15 protein-coding genes are annotated in these 17151 nt (G+C 70.9%); all 15 read left to right on the top strand.

Annotated elements, in window-relative coordinates; genetic code table 11:
- Position 1: 1 nt before the first annotated feature.
- The 15 genes from ACFHWS_RS14035 to ACFHWS_RS13965 all read left to right on the top strand — a co-directional run bounded on the left by ACFHWS_RS14035 (position 2) and on the right by ACFHWS_RS13965 (position 17133).
- Positions 2 to 319 (top strand): MoaD/ThiS family protein, encoded by a 318-nt coding sequence (locus ACFHWS_RS14035; protein WP_416554694.1) that lies wholly within the window; start codon positions 2 to 4, stop codon positions 317 to 319.
- A gap of 10 nt (positions 320 to 329) precedes the next feature.
- Positions 330 to 1295, top strand: a complete 966-nt coding sequence (locus ACFHWS_RS14030; protein WP_416554692.1) for a PLP-dependent cysteine synthase family protein — start codon at positions 330 to 332, stop codon at positions 1293 to 1295.
- A gap of 259 nt (positions 1296 to 1554) precedes the next feature.
- Positions 1555 to 2301 (top strand): MBL fold metallo-hydrolase, encoded by a 747-nt coding sequence (locus ACFHWS_RS14025; protein WP_416554690.1) that lies wholly within the window; start codon positions 1555 to 1557, stop codon positions 2299 to 2301.
- Positions 2302 to 2399: 98 nt separating this feature from the next.
- On the top strand, positions 2400 to 3545 hold the full coding sequence (locus ACFHWS_RS14020) for a glycosyltransferase family 4 protein (RefSeq protein WP_416554688.1): 1146 nt from the start codon (positions 2400 to 2402) through the stop codon (positions 3543 to 3545).
- A 61-nt stretch (positions 3546 to 3606) separates the two neighbouring features.
- Positions 3607 to 4335 (top strand): ribonuclease PH, encoded by a 729-nt coding sequence (gene rph, locus ACFHWS_RS14015; RefSeq protein WP_416554686.1) that lies wholly within the window; start codon positions 3607 to 3609, stop codon positions 4333 to 4335.
- Complete coding sequence (rdgB, locus tag ACFHWS_RS14010; RefSeq protein WP_416554684.1) at positions 4332 to 4961, top strand: RdgB/HAM1 family non-canonical purine NTP pyrophosphatase; 630 nt, start codon at positions 4332 to 4334, stop codon at positions 4959 to 4961. Before rph ends, rdgB begins: the two co-directional genes overlap by 4 nt.
- A gap of 122 nt (positions 4962 to 5083) precedes the next feature.
- The gene (locus ACFHWS_RS14005) at positions 5084 to 6808 is read left to right on the top strand and encodes a glycoside hydrolase family 26 protein (protein WP_416554682.1); all 1725 of its coding nucleotides are present in this window, start codon (positions 5084 to 5086) and stop codon (positions 6806 to 6808) included.
- Between the two features lie 182 nt (positions 6809 to 6990).
- Positions 6991 to 8928, top strand: coding sequence for a hypothetical protein (locus ACFHWS_RS14000; protein ID WP_416554793.1), 1938 nt, complete (start codon positions 6991 to 6993; stop codon positions 8926 to 8928).
- A 111-nt stretch (positions 8929 to 9039) separates the two neighbouring features.
- Positions 9040 to 9588: an acyltransferase gene (locus tag ACFHWS_RS13995; protein ID WP_278167452.1), complete on the top strand. Its 549-nt coding sequence runs from the start codon at positions 9040 to 9042 to the stop codon at positions 9586 to 9588.
- Positions 9581 to 11284, top strand: coding sequence for a lipopolysaccharide biosynthesis protein (locus ACFHWS_RS13990; RefSeq protein ID WP_416554680.1), 1704 nt, complete (start codon positions 9581 to 9583; stop codon positions 11282 to 11284). The genes ACFHWS_RS13995 and ACFHWS_RS13990 overlap by 8 nt, the downstream gene beginning before the upstream one ends.
- A 46-nt stretch (positions 11285 to 11330) precedes the next feature.
- On the top strand, positions 11331 to 12575 hold the full coding sequence (locus ACFHWS_RS13985; RefSeq protein WP_416554791.1) for an O-antigen ligase family protein: 1245 nt from the start codon (positions 11331 to 11333) through the stop codon (positions 12573 to 12575).
- Positions 12572 to 14071 carry a lipopolysaccharide biosynthesis protein gene (locus tag ACFHWS_RS13980; RefSeq protein WP_416554678.1) on the top strand — a complete coding sequence of 500 codons (1500 nt, stop codon included), beginning with the start codon at positions 12572 to 12574 and terminating at the stop codon, positions 14069 to 14071. The genes ACFHWS_RS13985 and ACFHWS_RS13980 overlap by 4 nt, the downstream gene beginning before the upstream one ends.
- Positions 14072 to 14078: 7 nt before the next feature.
- Complete coding sequence (locus ACFHWS_RS13975; RefSeq protein ID WP_416568323.1) at positions 14079 to 14981, top strand: sulfotransferase domain-containing protein; 903 nt, start codon at positions 14079 to 14081, stop codon at positions 14979 to 14981.
- Complete coding sequence (locus tag ACFHWS_RS13970; RefSeq protein ID WP_416554674.1) at positions 14978 to 16285, top strand: hypothetical protein; 1308 nt, start codon at positions 14978 to 14980, stop codon at positions 16283 to 16285. The genes ACFHWS_RS13975 and ACFHWS_RS13970 overlap by 4 nt, the downstream gene beginning before the upstream one ends.
- 365 nt (positions 16286 to 16650) lie before the next feature.
- Positions 16651 to 17133 carry a UDP-N-acetylglucosamine--LPS N-acetylglucosamine transferase gene (locus ACFHWS_RS13965; RefSeq protein WP_416554672.1) on the top strand — a complete coding sequence of 161 codons (483 nt, stop codon included), beginning with the start codon at positions 16651 to 16653 and terminating at the stop codon, positions 17131 to 17133.
- The last annotated feature ends 18 nt before the right edge of the window (positions 17134 to 17151 follow it).

The following is a 17151-nucleotide window of genomic DNA, read 5'->3' as shown; positions in this document are numbered from 1 at the left end:
AATGTCTATCGAAGTTCGCGTCCCCACCATCCTGCGTAGCTACACCGGCGGCGCCAAGGTCGTCGAAGGCACGGGGGACACCCTCGCCGCCCTGCTGAACGACCTCGACGCCAAGCACTCCGGCCTGCGTGGCCGGCTGGTCACCGACGAGGGCAACCTGCACCGGTTCGTCAACATTTACGTCAACGACGAGGATGTCCGTTTCCTCGGCGCGCTCGACGCCAAGGTCGCCGACGGGGACACCGTGACGATCCTGCCCGCGGTGGCCGGCGGCGCGAGCGACGTCGCCCCGGCCGCCACCGACACCATCAGCGGCTGAGCGGCCCGCCATGACGCGCTACGACAGCCTGCTCGACGCGTGTGGCGGCACCCCGCTGGTCGGCCTGCCCCGGCTCTCCCCGGTGGTGCCCGACGGGGCGCCGCCGGTACGGCTGTGGGCCAAGCTGGAGGACCGCAACCCGACCGGCAGCGTCAAGGACCGGGCGGCAATGTTCATGGTCCGCGCCGCCGAACAGGCCGGGCAGCTCCGGCCCGGCGACACCATCCTCGAACCCACCAGTGGCAACACCGGGATCTCACTCGCCATGGTGGCGAAGCTGCGCGGCTACCGGCTGGTCTGCGTGATGCCGGAGAACGTCTCCGCCGAACGGGTCCAACTGCTTCGGATGTACGGCGCCGAGATCATCTTCTCGCCGGCCGCCGGCGGCTCCAACCAGGCGGTGGCCACCGCCAAGCAAATCGCCGCCGAGCACCCTGACTGGGTGATGCTCTACCAGTACGGCAACAGCGGCAACGCCCAGGCGCACTACGAGACCACCGGGCCGGAGCTGCTGCGCGACCTACCCACGGTCACCCACTTCGTCGCCGGGCTCGGCACCACCGGCACCCTGATGGGCACCGGGCGCTACCTGCGGGAGAAGGTCGACGGCATCGAGGTGGTCGCCGCCGAGCCCCGCTACGGCGAGCTGGTGTACGGGTTGCGCAACATCGACGAGGGCTACGTGCCGGAGCTGTACGACGCGAACGTGCTCACCCGGCGGTTCTCGGTGGGTACCCGCGACGCGGTGCTGCGGACCCGGCAGTTGGTCGAGGTGGAGGGGCTCTTCGTCGGCTTCTCGACCGGTGCCGTACTGCACGCCGCGCTCGCCGTCGCGCACGAGGCGGTCAACGCCGGCCGCCGCGCCGACGTGGCGTTCCTGGTCGCCGACGGCGGCTGGAAGTACCTCTCCACCGGTGCGTACGGCGGCACGCTGTCCGACGCCGAGGAAGCGCTGGAAGGTCAGCTCTGGGCCTGAGGCGCACCGGCGGCATGGTTTGTGCTCCGGCGCTCCGGTGCAAATGATTGGTTGCGCTATGGGCGATCCTGGGGCGGGTTGTCGAAGTCGCTCCAGTTGTTCGCGCTTCGGTGTCACGTTGACGACAAGTTGCAGCGGATCTTTCATTCCGCCGCTGGCCGCGGCGTAGGCTGCCGAGCGTGGCAGAGCCGCTGGTGGAGATCTTCGATGGCATGAACGGCGCATCGCCGGTGTCTCACCGCGATCGTGGGAACAGTTGATGCGTCTGACCGTACTCGGCTGCGCCGGGAGTTTCCCCGGGCCCGAGGCCGCCTGTTCGGCCTACCTGATCGAGGCGGACGGGTTCCGCCTGCTCGTCGACTTCGGCTCGGGTTCGCTGTCCGCCCTGCAGCGGTACGTCGGCCTGCACGCGGTCGACGCGATCCTGCTCACCCACCTGCACTGCGACCACATGCTCGACGCCTGCACCTACGTGGTGGTGCGGCGCTACGCCCCGGACGGCCCGTACCCGCCGCTGCCAGTCTACGCCCCGGCCGGCGCGCCCGACCGGATCGCCACCGCGTACAACATCAGCGGCGAGCCGGTCGACGACGTCTACACCTTCTACGGCCTGCAGCCCGGCAGCTTTCCGATCGGCCCGCTGCAGGTCACCGTCGACCGGGTCAACCACCCGGTGGAAACCTACGGGGTACGCGTGGAGCACGGCGACCGGGTGCTGACCTACTCGTCGGACACGGCACCCTGTGAGGCGCTGCTGCGGCTGGCCCAGGACGCGCACGTCTTCCTCTGCGAGGCGAGCTACCTCGACGGGGTGGACAACCCGCCGGACCTGCACCTGACCGGCCGGGAGGCCGGGGAGGCCGCAACCAAGGCGGGGGTCGGTCGGCTGCTGCTGACCCATCTGGTCACCGCCTGGGGCAGCGAGGCGTTGACGTTCGAGGCGGCGGCATCGAGCTTCGACGGGCCGGTCGAGATCGTCCGGGCCGGCGCCCACTACGAGGTCTGACCGGTCGACACCGGCCAACGGTTCTCTTGCCGCAGAGTTCGCCCGCTGGTCAACGCGGCGTAGCCTCGGCCACCCGCACAGGCGAGACCGTGACACCCATGCGCGTCGCGATCGTCACCGAGTCCTTCCCGCCGGACCTCAACGGGGTGGCGCACTCCGTGGTGCGGGTCGCCGAACACCTGGTCGCCCGCGGGCACGAGCCGTTGGTCGTCGCACCGGCGCCGGCTGCGGCCGAGCGGGCGGAGGTCCACGTCCACCCGTACCCGGTGGTCCGGGTGCCGAGCCTGCCGGTGCCGCTCTACCGCAGTTTCCGGCTCGGCCTGCCGAGCCGCCGGCTCACCGAGGTGCTGGCCGACCACGCCCCGGACGTCGTACACCTGGCCAGCCCGTTCGTGCTCGGCGCGCGGGGACTGACGGTGGCCCGCCGGTTGCGGCTACCCACCCTGGCGGTCTACCAGACCGACGTGGCCGCCTACGCCCGCGCGTACCACCTGGGGTGGAGTGCGGCGACGGTATGGCGCTGGCTGCGCGAGATCTACAACGCCGCGGACCGCACCCTGGCGCCGTCGACCGCTGCGGCCGTCGACCTGACCGCCAACGGCATCGACCGGGTACGCATCTGGGGCCGCGGCATCGACCCGGTCCGGTTCGCCCCGGCCCACCGCTGCGAACCGACCCGCCGCGAGCTGGCCCCCGGCGGTGAGACGCTGGTCGGTTACGTCGGCCGGCTCGCCGCCGAGAAGCGGGTGGACCTGCTCGCCGAGACCAGCCGGCTGCCGGGCGTACGGGTCGTGGTGGTGGGTGACGGACCGGCCCGCAAGGAGTTGGAGCGCGCCCTGCCGGCGGTCCGCTTCCTCGGCGCCCGGCACGGCCGGGACCTGGCCCGGCTGTACGCCAGCTTCGACGTGTTCACCCACACCGGTCCGCACGAGACGTTCGGTCAGACCGTGCAGGAGGCGCAGGCCAGCGGCGTACCGGTGGTGGCGCCGGCCGCCGGCGGGCCGGTGGACCTGGTCACGCCCGGGGTGACCGGGCTGCTGGTGCCACCCGGTGATCAGACGGCGCTCGCCGGGGCGGTCGCCGGGCTGGTCGCCGACCCGGCCCGTCGGGCCCGGTACGGACGGGCCGCGCGGGCCGCGGTCGCCGGCCGCACCTGGGCGGCGATCGGCGACGAGCTGATCGAGCACTACCGCGCCGTGCTGGACGTACCCGGCGTCGTGGCCCGCCTGCCGGTCGCCGCCTGAGCGGACCGGTCCGGTGTGACCCGGACGGGGCCCGCAGCGGCGCGGCACATAGGCTCTGCACATGGCACGACCCGACGGACGCACCCACGCTCAGCTACGACCGGTGACCCTGACCCGCAACTGGAGCATGCACCCGGAAGGGTCGGTGCTGGTCGAGTTCGGGCAGACCAAGGTGCTCTGCACCGCGAGCGTCACCGAGGGGGTGCCCCGCTGGCGGAAAGGGTCCGGACTGGGCTGGGTGACGGCCGAGTACGCCATGCTGCCGCGGGCGACCACCACCCGGTCGGACCGGGAGAGCGTCAAGGGTCGGCTGGGCGGCCGGACCCACGAGATCTCCCGGCTGATCGGGCGCAGCCTGCGCGCCGCCGTCGACCTGAAGGCGCTCGGGGAGAATTCGATCGTGCTGGACTGCGACGTGCTGCAGGCCGACGGCGGCACCCGGACCGCCGCGATCACCGGCGGTTACGTCGCGTTGAACGACGCGGTCAGCTGGTTGGCCGACCGCAAGGCGCTCAGCGGCAAGCCGGACCGGGTGATGCGGCGCTCGATCGCGGCGGTCAGCGTCGGCGTGATCGCCGGCGAACCGCGGCTGGATCTGTGTTATCTGGAGGACGTCGCGGCCGACGTGGACATGAACGTGGTCTGCACCGGCGACGGGGACTTCGTCGAGGTGCAGGGCACCGGCGAGGCGGCGGTGTTCGGCCGGGACCAGCTCGACGCCATGCTCGACCTGGCGGTCGCCGGTTGCGCCGAGCTGACCGCCGCGCAGCGTAGGGTGCTGGACCGGTGAGCGCGGCACCGGCCGGGCGTACCCGGCTGCTGCTCGCCACCCGCAACGGCAAGAAGCTGACCGAGCTGCAGCGGATCCTGGACACCTCGCTCGGTGCCCACCGGGTCGAACTGGTCGGGCTGGCCGACCTGGAGCCCTACCCGGAGGTGCCCGAGTCCGGTCTCACCTTCGGCGAGAACGCGCTGCTCAAAGCCAGGGAAGGCTGCCGGTACACCGGGCTGCCGACGGTCGCCGACGATTCCGGGCTGGCCGTCGACGCGCTGGGTGGGATGCCCGGAGTGTTCAGTGCCCGGTGGTCCGGCCGGCACGGTGCCGACCTCGCCAACCTGAATCTGGTGCTGGCCCAGCTCGCCGACGTGCCGGACGAACACCGGGCGGCGTCGTTCGTCTGCGCTGCGGCCCTGGTGCTGCCCGGCGGCAAGGAACACCTGGTCGAAGGACGCCAGTCCGGCCGGCTGTTGCGCGCCGGTCGCGGCGACGGTGGCTTCGGTTACGACCCGATCTTTCTCGGTGACGGTCAGGAACGGACCAACGCCGAGCTCAGCCCGGCCGAGAAGGACGCGATCAGCCACCGTGGCAAGGCATTCCGGTTGATGGCAAAGGTCGTCGCGAAGACCGTCGGATGACGCCGGTAGATTTAATTAGTGCTTAGATCTCTGGTTACGCGGCGTACATCTGAGCTCACCCCCGTTAGGCTCGCGCGGCAAGCTCATGCCACAGGGGGGCTGTTTTCTTGAGTAGACACAGATTGAGCGACGCCATCGCGCGTACCGGGTCCGGCCGCCGCCGACTCATCGTCGGCGGCGTGAGCGCCGCGCTGCTGGCCGGCATGGTGGTCACCGCTCTGCCGTTGCTCGCCGACGACGAGGTCACCGTGCCGGCCACCGCGGACACCACCGCCACCGACGTGCCGCAGGACGGTGACAACGGGGCGAAGACCACCCTGGCCACCTGTCCCGCGCTCTGCGAACGCAACCCGCGGGGGGCCCGGGACGCGATCGTCGAGTTCACCGTCGACCAACTGCCGAAGGCCGTCCGCAACCTGCGGGTCCGTCTGCAGTTGTACTCCTGGCAGGACCTGAACGCGCAGGTCACCGCGTACCGGACCGCAGTGGACGCCCGTCAGCCGCGGCCGTCGCTGGCCGGGGCGGACGGGATCGCCCGGACCGTCGACCGGGCACTCGCGACGCTGCCGACGGTCCGCAAGGGCTACAACGAGTGGGACGTGTCCGCGCAGGTCGCCGGCAACGGCACCTACACGTTCGCGCTGCGCCAGACCGGGCTGAACCAGCGCGTCTACTGGCCGTCGGTCGAGTACCGCGACCAGTCAATCCGACCCCGGCTGGTGATCAGCTACGAATCGGCGGCGGACGCGCCCAGCACTCCGCCACCGGCAGCGGCGCCCACTCCGTCCGCGCCGCCGAGCGCGCCGGTGCCGACCACCGCGGCCCCGTCGGCGTCCGCATCGGCGTCCGCTTCGCCGACCGTCGCGCCCAGCGCGTCGGCCAGCCCGCCGGCCTCCGGCGCCGGCTGCGGCTCGGTGTCGGACCTGCTGGTACCCGCCTGTGGCGCCTGGTGGGGGATGTACTCGCCGACCAGCGCCGCGAAGGGCTGGAACCACGGGGGTGCGGTCGCCGAGGTGGAGGCGCAGGTCGGGCGCAAGTTCGACATCGTGCACCGCTATCACGATTTCTCGAACGCCGGCAGCAACGGGGCGTTCCCTGACAAGTTCGAGCAGGAGCAGATGCGGGGCGGCCGGTTGATGTTCTTCGCCTGGGAGTCCCGGATCTTTTCCTCCGGCACCACGTTGAGCTGGCGGGACGTCTACAGCGGCCGGTACGACTCGGTGATCGACGACGTGGCCGGCCGGATCAAGGCGACCGGGGTGCCGGTGTTCATGGGCTTCGACCACGAGCCGGAGGACGAGCCGGCCAAGGGCAGCGATGCCGACTTCGTGCGGGCCTGGCGGCACGTGCACCAGCGCTTCGCAAAGGCCGGCGCGGACAACGCGGTCTGGGTTTGGGTGATGATGGGCTGGTCAGGCCATTACGACCGGTACGTCGACCTCTATCCCGGCGATGCCTATGTGGACTGGGTCGGCTACGATCCGTACAACTTCTACGCCTGCAACGGTGGCAAGACCTGGAAGGACCCGCACACCACGGTCGGTGGGTTCTACCGGTGGCTGGACGAGCACCGCATCGGCGTGGGCAAACCCCGGATGCTGGCCGAGTTCGGCAGCAACTTCCACCCGGACGACCCGGCGGCGAAGCAGCGGTGGTTCGAGCAGTTCCCGGCAGCGATCAAGGCGCATCCGAAGATCAAGGCGGTGGTCTACTTCAACTCCGCCGGATCGACGCGCACATCGGCCACCTGCAACATGACGATGAACCACAACCCGTCGGCGCTGGCCGGATTCACCAGGGCCGGCAAGGACTCCTACTTCCGGCAGCCGCTGCCGGGCCGGAGTTGACCTGGTAGAACGTTCAGCCAAGACTGGTAGAAACCCGATCGGCTGCCGTCCGATCGGTGGATGTCTGACCCGGCTGGGGTTGGCGCACGCTGTCTGAGACAATTTCCCATCTGGAGGGAAGCGTGAACCAATCCCAGCCTGGCTGGCGTCTGTCCAGCGGCCGTCGCGTGTGGGCATCGTCCCTGGTCGCGACTGCTGTAGTGCTGACACTGATCATCGACGCGACGGCTGCGGGTGCCGCCGTCGTCCCCACCCCGGCCCCGGCCACTCTGGTCTCGACCAACCCGGCGGACCACACCCCACATGCTCGCAACGGCGAGGCCCGAGCGTTCGCCGAGATCGGTGGCGTGATCTTCGTCGGTGGCACCTTCACCGAGATCCGGCCGACCAGCTCGGCGACCTGGCAGGCCCGGCCGTACCTGTTCGGCTACCAGCGGTCCACCGGTGCGCTGGTCGCCGGCTTCCAGCCCGACCTGGACGGTGCGGTGAACACCCTCGAGGTCACTCCGGCCGGTGAGCTGATCGTCGGCGGGGTCTTCCGCAACGTCAACGGAGAGGCCCGCCGCAATCTGGTCGCCCTCGACCCGGCGACCGGTGCCACGGTGTCCTCCTGGGAGGGCCGCTCCGACGGCGGAGTGGTCCGCGACATGGAGGTCAGCGGCGACTGGCTCTACATCGGTGGTGCGTTCAACTGGGTCAACGGCACCCAGCACGCCGGGCTCGCCCGGCTGGACGTGGACACCGGCGCGATCGATCCGACCTTCGATGTCGACATCGCGGTCGGCCGGCACGACGTGCCGCCGTACGTGTGGACGCTCGACGTCGCGCCCGACGGTGACACGCTGGTGTTCGGCGGCAATTTCCGCGAGGTCGAAGGCCTGACCCGGGAGCAGATCGCGATGGTCGACCTGACCGGCACCCCGGTCCTGGCCGACTGGGACAGCAACCATCGGTTCGCGCCGAGCTGCTCCTGGCGAACCTTCACCCACTACGTGCAGGACATCAGCTTCGGCGACGACAGCAGCTACTTCGTCGTCGGCACCAACGGTGGCTCGGGCTGGCCGGCCGCGTACTGCGATTCGCTGGCCCGGTACGAGACCGCCGACCGGGGCAGCGGCCTCGACGCCACCTGGCTCAACTTCACCGGCAACGACACCATCACCTCGGTGGTGGTCCGCGACGGCATCGCCTATACCGGTGGGCACTTCCGCTGGCTGAACAACCCGAACCGCAGCGACAACGCCGGCGACGGCGCGGTCGACCGGCTCGGCATCGGCGCGGTGACCGTGGCGACCGGGATGCCGGTCAACTGGAACCCGCGGCGCAGCGGCGGATCGGCGCTGCCGGCCGGCGCGAGCAGTTGGGGTTCCGCAGTACCGGTGCTCTGGTTCGGCTCCGACGGCCTCTACTTCGGCCACAACTCCGACGGCATGGGCAACGAGTACCACGGCCGGCTGGGCATGTTCCCCGACGCGGGCGGGCGGACCATCGTGTCGCGTAACCCACCGACCGACAGCACCGGTTACCTCTACCTGGCGGCCGCCAACGGCGACCTGACCAAGGTGCCGTTCGACGGGGCCACGCTTGGCGCGGCGACCATCACCAACCAGCCCAACCTGGTCGACGCCGGCGCGGTGTGGCGGGTGCACGACCGGATCTACTGGGCCCGCCCGGTCGCCGGCACCGAGACCGGCAGCCGGCTGGACATCTCGATGTTCAACGGCAGCAGCGTCGGCGGTCCGTGGGAGAGCTCGGGCTATAACTCCTGGTTCGACGCGTTGTCGCTGAACGCGGCGTTTTACCTGGACGGCCGGCTCTACTACACCCGCGCCGGCAGCGGTAACAACCAGCTGTTCTACCGGTACTTCGAACTCGACGGCAACTATCTCGGCGCCACCGAATTCACCGTGCCGACCGACGGCGTCACCTGGAGTTCGGTCCGTGGCATGGCCTGGGTGGCCGGCAGCATCGTGTTCGGCTCGTCCGACGGGCGGCTGCGAGCGGTGCCGTTCGATCCGACCGCCGACGTCGCCGTGGCCGGCACCTCGGTGACCGTGCTGGCCGAGCCCGACCCGGCGCTCGACTGGACCAACCGGTCGATGTTCTTCGCGGCCGAGTGACCTGGCGGTAGACCGCCCGGTGACCAGAGGTGGGCCGGCGGCAGCACCGAGGCTGCCGGCCCACCGGCCATTTTGTATGGTGAGGCATCGTTGCACAGGGGAGGCGGACCGGTGGGGTCGAGCACACGTCGGCACGGCGCGTTGCTGCGGGTGTTGTTCGCCGTCAAACGGACCTACTACCAGCTGCGCTATCCCCGGCTGCGGCTCGGCCGGGACGTCGAGATCCGGGGCCGGGTCCGGCTGCGCAGAGGGGTACGGGTGACGATCGGCGACCGGACCCGGCTCAACAAGCTGGTCCGCTTCGCCGGCACGGGTGAGGTCACCGTCGGTGCCGACTGCCTGCTCAATGCCACCTGGATCGGTAGTTGGACCAGCGTTGAGGTCGGCGACCGCTGTCTGCTGTCCGACTGCGAGCTGATGGACAACGACTTCCACAATCTCCCGCCGCAGCTGCGGCACGCACCGCCCGGCCCGGCGACCCGGGCACCGATTGTCGTCGGGGACAACGTCTGGATCGGGGCGCACGTCCTGGTGATGAAGGGCGTCCGGATCGGCCACGACAGCGTCGTCGGTGCCGGCACGGTGGTTCGCGTCGACGTACCTGACCGGGTCGTCGTGATCGGCAATCCGCAGCAGATTGTGAAGAAGTTCGATGAGTGACCAGCCAGCCCGGACCGTGACCCTCACCGACCTGCTGCGGATTCCGAGTCTGCGGTGGATGACGGTCGTCGCGGGTGCCGCGACCGGCCTGCTGTTGGCGATCGGCTACCTGGTGGTGGCCCCACCCGCGGCCTCGGCCACCGCGGTCGTCGCGGTCCGGCCGGTGGTCACCGACGCCTTCACCTATCCCGGGGCCGGTGCCGACCGTTCGGTCAACATGAACGTCGAGAGTGGCATCGCGGCCAGCACCGAGGTACTCTCCCGGATCGCCGAGGCCCGGTCTTCCGACGTCGTGGAGGTCCGCCGGGCGCTGGAGATCGAGGTCCCCACCGGCGGCCAGATTCTACGGTTCACCTACTCGACCGGCACGGTCGACGACGCAGTCGACACCGTGAACCTGGCGGCCGCCACCTACCTGCAGGTCCGCCAGGAGATGTACGAGCAGCAGCGGACCGACATGCTGGCCTCCTACGACGAGAGCATTGTCAAGGTCGCGGAGCAGCAGGACGCGGCGCAGAGTCGGCTCGCCAACGCGAACAGCACCCCGGCGGCCGACGCCGCGCTGGCCGAGTTCGGCTCGCTGAGCAATCAGCTGACCGAGCTCAACGCGGCCCGTACCGAGATCGCCGCGATCGACGTCACGCCCGGCTGGATCACCCAAAGTGCCCAGCAGCAGCTGTCCACCGACGGTCCGCCCGGGATCCTGTACCTGGTGGCCGGTCTGCTGGTCGGCGCGGTGCTCGGGGTGCTGCTGACCTACCTGCGGGAGTCGGTGGACCGGCGGATCCGCAGCGAGGCGGAGGCCAGCGAGGTCGCCGGGCTGCCACTGCTGGGCACCGTACGCCGCCGCGGGTTGCGGGTTGACGCGCGTACCGTCGATGCCGACGTCCGGTACGTCGGCATGGCCATAGCCGAACAGCTCCGCCAGGCGGTCCGTACTCCGGTGGTGGTGATCTCGTCGCGCAACCGGGAGGACACCACCCCGATGACCGCGAGCCTCGCCGTCGCACTCGCCGCCGACGGGCAGGACGTCTACATCGGCGACGACAGCCACCGGGTGACCGCGCTGCGCGACGCGCTGCTCGCCGATCGGCGCCGGGTGCCGTCCGGGCCGTTCGTGCCGGCCCAGCCGGGTGGTACGGCCCCGGCCCAGCCGGGGGGTACGGCGCAGCGCCCCGGCGACAGCGGCGACCCGGAGAGCACCTTGATCTTCTCCCTGCCCAACGCCGACCAGGACCGTACGGTGATCCTGCCCCGGGTGACCGACACGGCGGACGCCCCGGCGGGTCCCGCACGGCGACCGTCGCCGCGGCCGACCGCCGGCACCGGGCAGTCCCGGCCGTCGACCGGGGACCGGCCGTCGACCGGGGACCGGTCGGCGGCCGGTGACGGTGGCCCGGTGGTAGCCACCATCCCGGTCCGTACGCTGCCGGCGGACGCGCTCACCGTCGGGGCCGGCATGGTCCGGATCGGCCTGTACGCCCAGGCACCGCGCGACGGGGAGATCGTGTTGTTCAACGCCCCACCGGCCGAGTCGGACGAGCGTGGCGTGCGGGAGGCGCGGACCGGCACCGCGATCGTCGTGGTCGAGCGGGACCGTACCCGGCTGGCCGACCTGCGTCGGTTGACCGACCGGTTGCGCGCCGCCGGGGCCGAGCCGCTCGGCTTCGTGCTCACCGGCAGCGGCCGTGGTTGACCAGGCCCGGCACCCCCCGGCGCTGCCGATCTGGCCGCTGTGGCTGATGTTCGGCCTGGTGCCGGTCTGGTGGCTCAGCGGGCTGTTCTACTTCGGCTGGCCGGTGCTCGGCGCGCTGCTGCTGATCGTCATGTTCGTCCGGGGGCGGATCCCGTTGCCCGCCGGCGCCGGACTCTGGCTGGCCTTCCTGGCTCTCGTGGTGGTCAGCGCCACCCAACTGGCCGACGTCGGCGCGCTGCTCACCTTCACCTTCCGGTTGTTGTTCTACGTTACCGCGATCGTCGTCTGCTGCTACGTGTACACGATGGCGCGGGAGCGGGACGCGTTGACGGTGGTGCTCGGCCCGCTGTGCGCGTTCTTCGTCGCCCTGGTGTTGCTCGGCTGGCTCGGCCTGCTGATGCCCCGGTTCGGCATGGTCACCCCGTTCGAACTGGTGCTACCGGGTGGGTTGTCCGGCAACCCGTTCATTCGGGACATGGTGCACGCCCAGGCGACCGAATACAGCGCCCGCTCGACCAATCCGATCTTCCGGCCGGCGGCCCCGTTCGCCTACACCAACACGTTCGGCAGCACGTTCGCCATCACCCTGCCGGCGGTGGTGGCCTGCCTGCTGCTCGGTGCCCGGGGGCCGGCCCGGGCGGTCCTGCTGGTCGCCCTGCCGTTGTCGCTGCCGCCGGCGTTCCTGACCCTCAACCGGGGCATGTTCCTCAGCCTCGGCGTCGGGCTGGCCGTGCTCGGCCTGCGGGCCGCGGCCCGGGGCAACGTCAAGGCGTTGGCGTCCATGCTCGGGATGCTGGCCGTCGGCGGGCTGGTCACCCTGTTCATCCCGATCGGCGAGCTGATCGAGCGCCGGGTGAGTGTCAGCGACACCAACACCGACCGGCTGTCGCTCTACCTGGAGGTGCTGCGCTGGGTCCAGCGGTCGCCGCTGCTCGGTTTCGGTGCGCCGGTGCAGGTCGACACGGTCACCGCCGACGCGCCGATCGGCACCCAGGGCCAACTGTGGGCGGTGCTGTTCAGCCACGGTATTCCGGCGTTGGTCTGCTTCATCGGCTGGTTCGTCATCGTCGGGCTCCGCTGCTGGCCGGTTCGGACGGCGGCCGCGCAGTGGCTCTCCGTCGTGCCACTGATCGGCCTGGTCCAACTGCCCTTCTACGGCCTGGTCAACCAGAACCTGACTGCGATCTTCTACGTCGCCGGGGTGGCGTTGGTGCTCGTCGACCGGGAACGTCCGGGTCGCCCGCCCAGTCAGCGTCCAACCCCGCAGCCTCTGGCCGGGGCTGCACGGTGACCGCCGCCACCGATCAGCGGGAGACCCGGCGTAGCGCCCGCAGCGGTGTCATCGGACTGGCCGGCGCGGCGGTCAGCGGGCTGTTCGGCTTCGTCCTGGCGGTGGTCATCACCCGCGGCTACGGGCCAACCGGCGCGGGCGCGTTCTTCGCCGCCGTCGGACTGCTCACCGTGGCCACTGCGGTCTGCACCCTGGGGGCCGAGACAGGACTGCTCTGGGCGTTGCCCCGGCGCCGTACCGGCGCCACCGGGGACGCCGCCCGGATGCTGCCGGTGGCGTTGCTGCCGCCGCTGGTGTTCGCCATCGTGGTGGCCGTCGTCGGGCTGCTGGTCGCCCCACAGCTCGCGGACGGCCTGTTCGACCGAGCGAGCACGGAGACCGTACGCCTGGTTCAGCTCTGCGCGGTCGGGTTGCCGGTGCTGGTCGCCACCGGCCTGATGCTCGCGGCCGTACGCGGGGTCCGACCGATCGGCGGCTACGTGGCGGTGCAGTTCTTCCTGCTGCCGATCGGCCGGCCGGTGCTGGTCGGCCTCGCCGCGCTGGCCAGCGGCGCAGTGCTGCTCGGGTTGGCCGGCTGGCTGGTGCCGGCGCTGGCCGCCCTGCTGGTCTGCGCCGGCCTGGTCGCCGGACCGCTCGGTCTGGGGCGTGGCGCCCGACTGCGGGCCGGGTCGGCGGACTGGCGTGGCTTCTGGCGGTTCGCGCTGCCGAGGGCCGGCTCGGCCGCCATCGACGCGGGCGGCATGTGGATCGGGGTGCTGCTGGCGGTGGTGCTGGCCGGGCAGGCCGAGGCGGGCATTTTCGGCGCGGTCGGTCGGTACATCCTGGCCGGGCAGCTCGCCCTGCAGGGGCTGCGGGTCGCGGTCGCGCCGCAGCTGTCCCGGCTGCTCGGCGCGGACCGGCCGGCCGAGGCGGCGGCGGTGCACCGGCAGACCACCAGCTGGGCGATCGTGCTCTCCTGGCCGGTCTATCTGCTGCTGGCGGTCTTCGCACCGGGTTTCCTGAGCATCTTCGGGCCGGAGTTCGCCGCCGGCGCTACGGCGATGACGGTGCTGGCGGTCGCGATGCTGGTGAACGTCGCGGTCGGAAACGTGCAGACGTTGCTGCTGATGAGTGGTCACAGCGGCCTGCACCTGGTGGCCACGCTGGTGAATCTGACGGCGACGGTGTCGTTGGCGTTCTGGCTGGTGCCCCGGCACGGGGTGCTCGGCATGGCGGTGGCCTGGGCCACCGGGATCGTGCTGGAGAACCTGATCGCGGCGACCGCCGCCCGGCTGGTGGTCGGGCAACCACTGGTGGACCGCCCGGTGTCGGTGGCGGCGGCGGCGACGTTGGCCGGTGTCGGGGCGGTCAGCGTGGTTGCGGTCGCTGCGGCCGGCCGGGACGCGGCCGGCCTCGGTACCGCGTTGGCTCTGGTCGGCGCGGTCGTGATCGTAATGTCGGCGCTGCCGGGTGTGCGGCGCCGGGTGTGGCGCAGCGTCAGACAGAGAGGTGGGTGAGACGGCCATGGCGTCCATCAGGGACCGCATCAAGCAGGCGGTACCGACCCAGGTGACCGACCAGGTACGCGAGTCGATGGTGCACTATGGAGTACGTACCAGTCACCGTCGCCCGCTGCCGGACTTTCTGATCATCGGCACGAAGCGCGGCGGCACCACGTCGCTGTGGAACTACCTGATCCAGCATCCGCTGGTGCCGCGGCTCTTCCCGGCCTGGAACACCAAGGCCACCCACTACTTCGAGGAGCACTGGTCGCGGGGGGAAGCGTGGTACCGGTCGCACTTTCCCACCGAGCGTCAGCGCGCCGCGCTGACCGCCCGGTACGGCGGCCCGGTCCGTGCCGGCGAGGCCGCTCCGCTGTACATGTTCCACCCGACGGCCGCCGAGCGGGTCCAGCAACTGCTGCCCCAGGTACGGCTGATCGTGCTGCTGCGCGATCCGGTCGAGCGGGCGTACTCGCACTGGAAGGAGCGGCGGACCGAGGGCAAGGAGCCGCTGGACTTCCCGCAGGCGTTGGCGAGCGAGCCGGAGCGGACCGCCGGTGAGCGCGACCGGCTGATCGTCGATCCGAACTACTTCTCCGAGCCGTACGACTGGTACACCTACCGGGCGCGTGGGCGCTACCTGGAGCATCTCGAGCCCTGGCTGGACCGGTTCGACCGCGCCCAGTTCCTCTTCCTGACCAGCGAGGAGTTCTACCGCGACACCCGGTCGGCCTATCTGCGTACCCTTGATTTCCTCGGCCTGCCCCGGCATGAGCTGCCGACGTTCAAGGTGTACAACGACCGCCGGTCGGCGCCGATGGACGACGCGTTGCGTGCCGAGCTGACCGCCTACTACCAGCCGCACAACGAGGCGCTGGCGCAGCGGCTGGGGTTGCGGCTGGACTGGGCCGGGGCGCCGCGATGACCGGCACCGACCCGCGTCGCCGCGACGACGGTCTTGGTTGGGTGACCCGGGCGGTCTTCCCGGACGAACGGGTGCGGCTGACGCTGCTGCCGGCCGGGGCGTCGCAGCCGGCGCTGGATCCAGCCGACCGGCTGCTGGCCCGGTACGCGGTGGTGCCGTCGCCGGCCCGGGCCCGGTTTCTGTTGCCGTTGGGGCCGCGTCGGGTGACCGCCGCCTCGGTCTGGGCGTACAACGCGCTGCGCCCGCTGCGGGTGCGGCTGCCCCGGGCGTTGCTCGGTCTGGCGGCCCGGACCGGGGTGCTGCAGGTGACCCGGCCGGCGGTGCTGACCGTGTCGGCCGGGCCGGGGTCAGCCGGGCAGCTGACCCTGGTCGACGATCTGGCGGCGCACTCCGGCGGGGCGCGCTGGTACGCGGCGATCGGAGTCCGTCCGCCGGACCCGAACCACAAGCCGACGGTGCAGCTGTTCGACGCGGCTGGCCGGCCGCGCGGCTACGCCAAGATCGGATGGAACGACGCCACCCGCGAACTGGTCCGTGCCGAGGCAGCCGCGTTGGCGGCGGTGGCGCCGGTAGCGGGGGTGGGTGAGTATCCGATGGTGCCGAGGTTGCTGGCCGCAGGCGAGTGGTCCGGTCAGGCGGTCACTGTCGTCGAGCCGCTGCCGGCCGACGTGCGAGGGGTCGGGGTGGGCGAGCCGCCGCAGGTCGCGGCGGTGCTGGCGGTCGCCCGGCGGGGTGGTGCGCCGGCCGCGCCGCGGCCGCTGGCCGGCTCGGCGTTCCTGGACCGCCTGCGCCGGTCGGCCGCCGCGGCCGCGGGTGACTCCGACGGTACGGCCGCCGACGCCGCGGCGGCAGGTGCACTGGATCCGCTGGCCGGACGCCGGCTGGCAGCGGCGGTGGAACGGCTTGCCGAGCGGTTCGAGCAGGTGCGGGTCGAGTTCGGTCACTGGCACGGTGACTGGGTGCCGTGGAATCTCGGCCGGTACGCCGGCCGGCTGGTCGCCTGGGACTGGGAGCACAGTGGCCCCGACGTACCGGTCGGCTTTGACCTGGCGCACGATGCCTTCCAGCGCAAACTGGTGCTCGACGGGGCTCCGGCGGCGAGCGCGGCGGCTGCTGTGGACGCCCAACTGCACCGGCTGGCCCCAGCGTTGGGTGTGGACGCCGAGCGGCGGCGGCTGATCGTCCAGAGTTACCTGATTGAGATGTGGCTACGGACCTGGCGGCTGGCGGCCGGCGGTGCCGGTTGGAATCCGGCGCTGCACCCGGCGCTGCTGGACGTGATCGAGCAGCGGTGCGCCGACTGACAGTCGCCCTGGATCGTCTCATATATTGAGACCCGCTTGTCGTGGGCCCGACGTCTGGATTGTCGATCACGTGATTGCCAGCTTGCCGGCGGTGGCGCCTGGGTCTGCTTGCCTACTAATCCTATCGAACGGATAGAAATACTTTCACATTCTTGGGCACGGATAGTAACTGCTTGTTGGAATGCTCGGTGGTCGTACGGTTTCGGTGTGTAGCTGCGAGCTGTGGTGATCGGGGATGTTGTCGCAGGTCAAGTGGATCGACGGGAAGGCGTCAAGCGACCCCCGCCAATTATCTTTCCGGCCGTGGTCGCATATATTGTCAATGCAAACAGTGGTTGGCCGGCTAGTGAACTCTGGGGGCATCTGTGGCCAACAACGTGCCTGACGTTGACAGTGCACCCACGCTCCTGCTCGTCGGCTCGAGCGGTGGTCACCTCGCGCAGTTGCTCGCGCTCGAGCCGTGGTACGTCAACCGAACCCGGTGCTGGGTGACCTTCGACACGCCGGACGCCACGTCGCTGTTGCGTGGCGAAGATGTCATGTGGGCGTACCATCCGACGACCCGGAACCTGCGGAACCTGGTCCGCAACGCCCGGCTCGCGGTGCGGATCTTCCGGCGGCGGCGGGTCGCCGCCGTAATCACCACCGGTGCCGGAGTGGCCTTTCCCTTCGTGTTCCTTGCCTGGTTGCGCGGGGTGCCGGCGATCTACATCGAGGTCTATGACCGCATCGACACGGCGACGCTCACCGCGCGGCTGTGTCGCCCTTTCCTGTCGGCGATGCTCGTGCAGTGGGAGGAGCAGCGGCGCCAGTACCCGGAGGCAACCGTCGTTGGCAACCTGCTATAACTGTGCGCATTTATGAAT

Origin of the sequence: Micromonospora sp. LOL_013, from assembly GCF_048060315.1 — a bacterium.
In the GTDB taxonomy this organism is placed as follows: Bacteria; Actinomycetota; Actinomycetes; order Mycobacteriales; family Micromonosporaceae; genus Micromonospora_E.
Note: the sequence above shows the minus strand (reverse complement) of the source record. Positions and strands in the feature narration are given on the sequence as shown.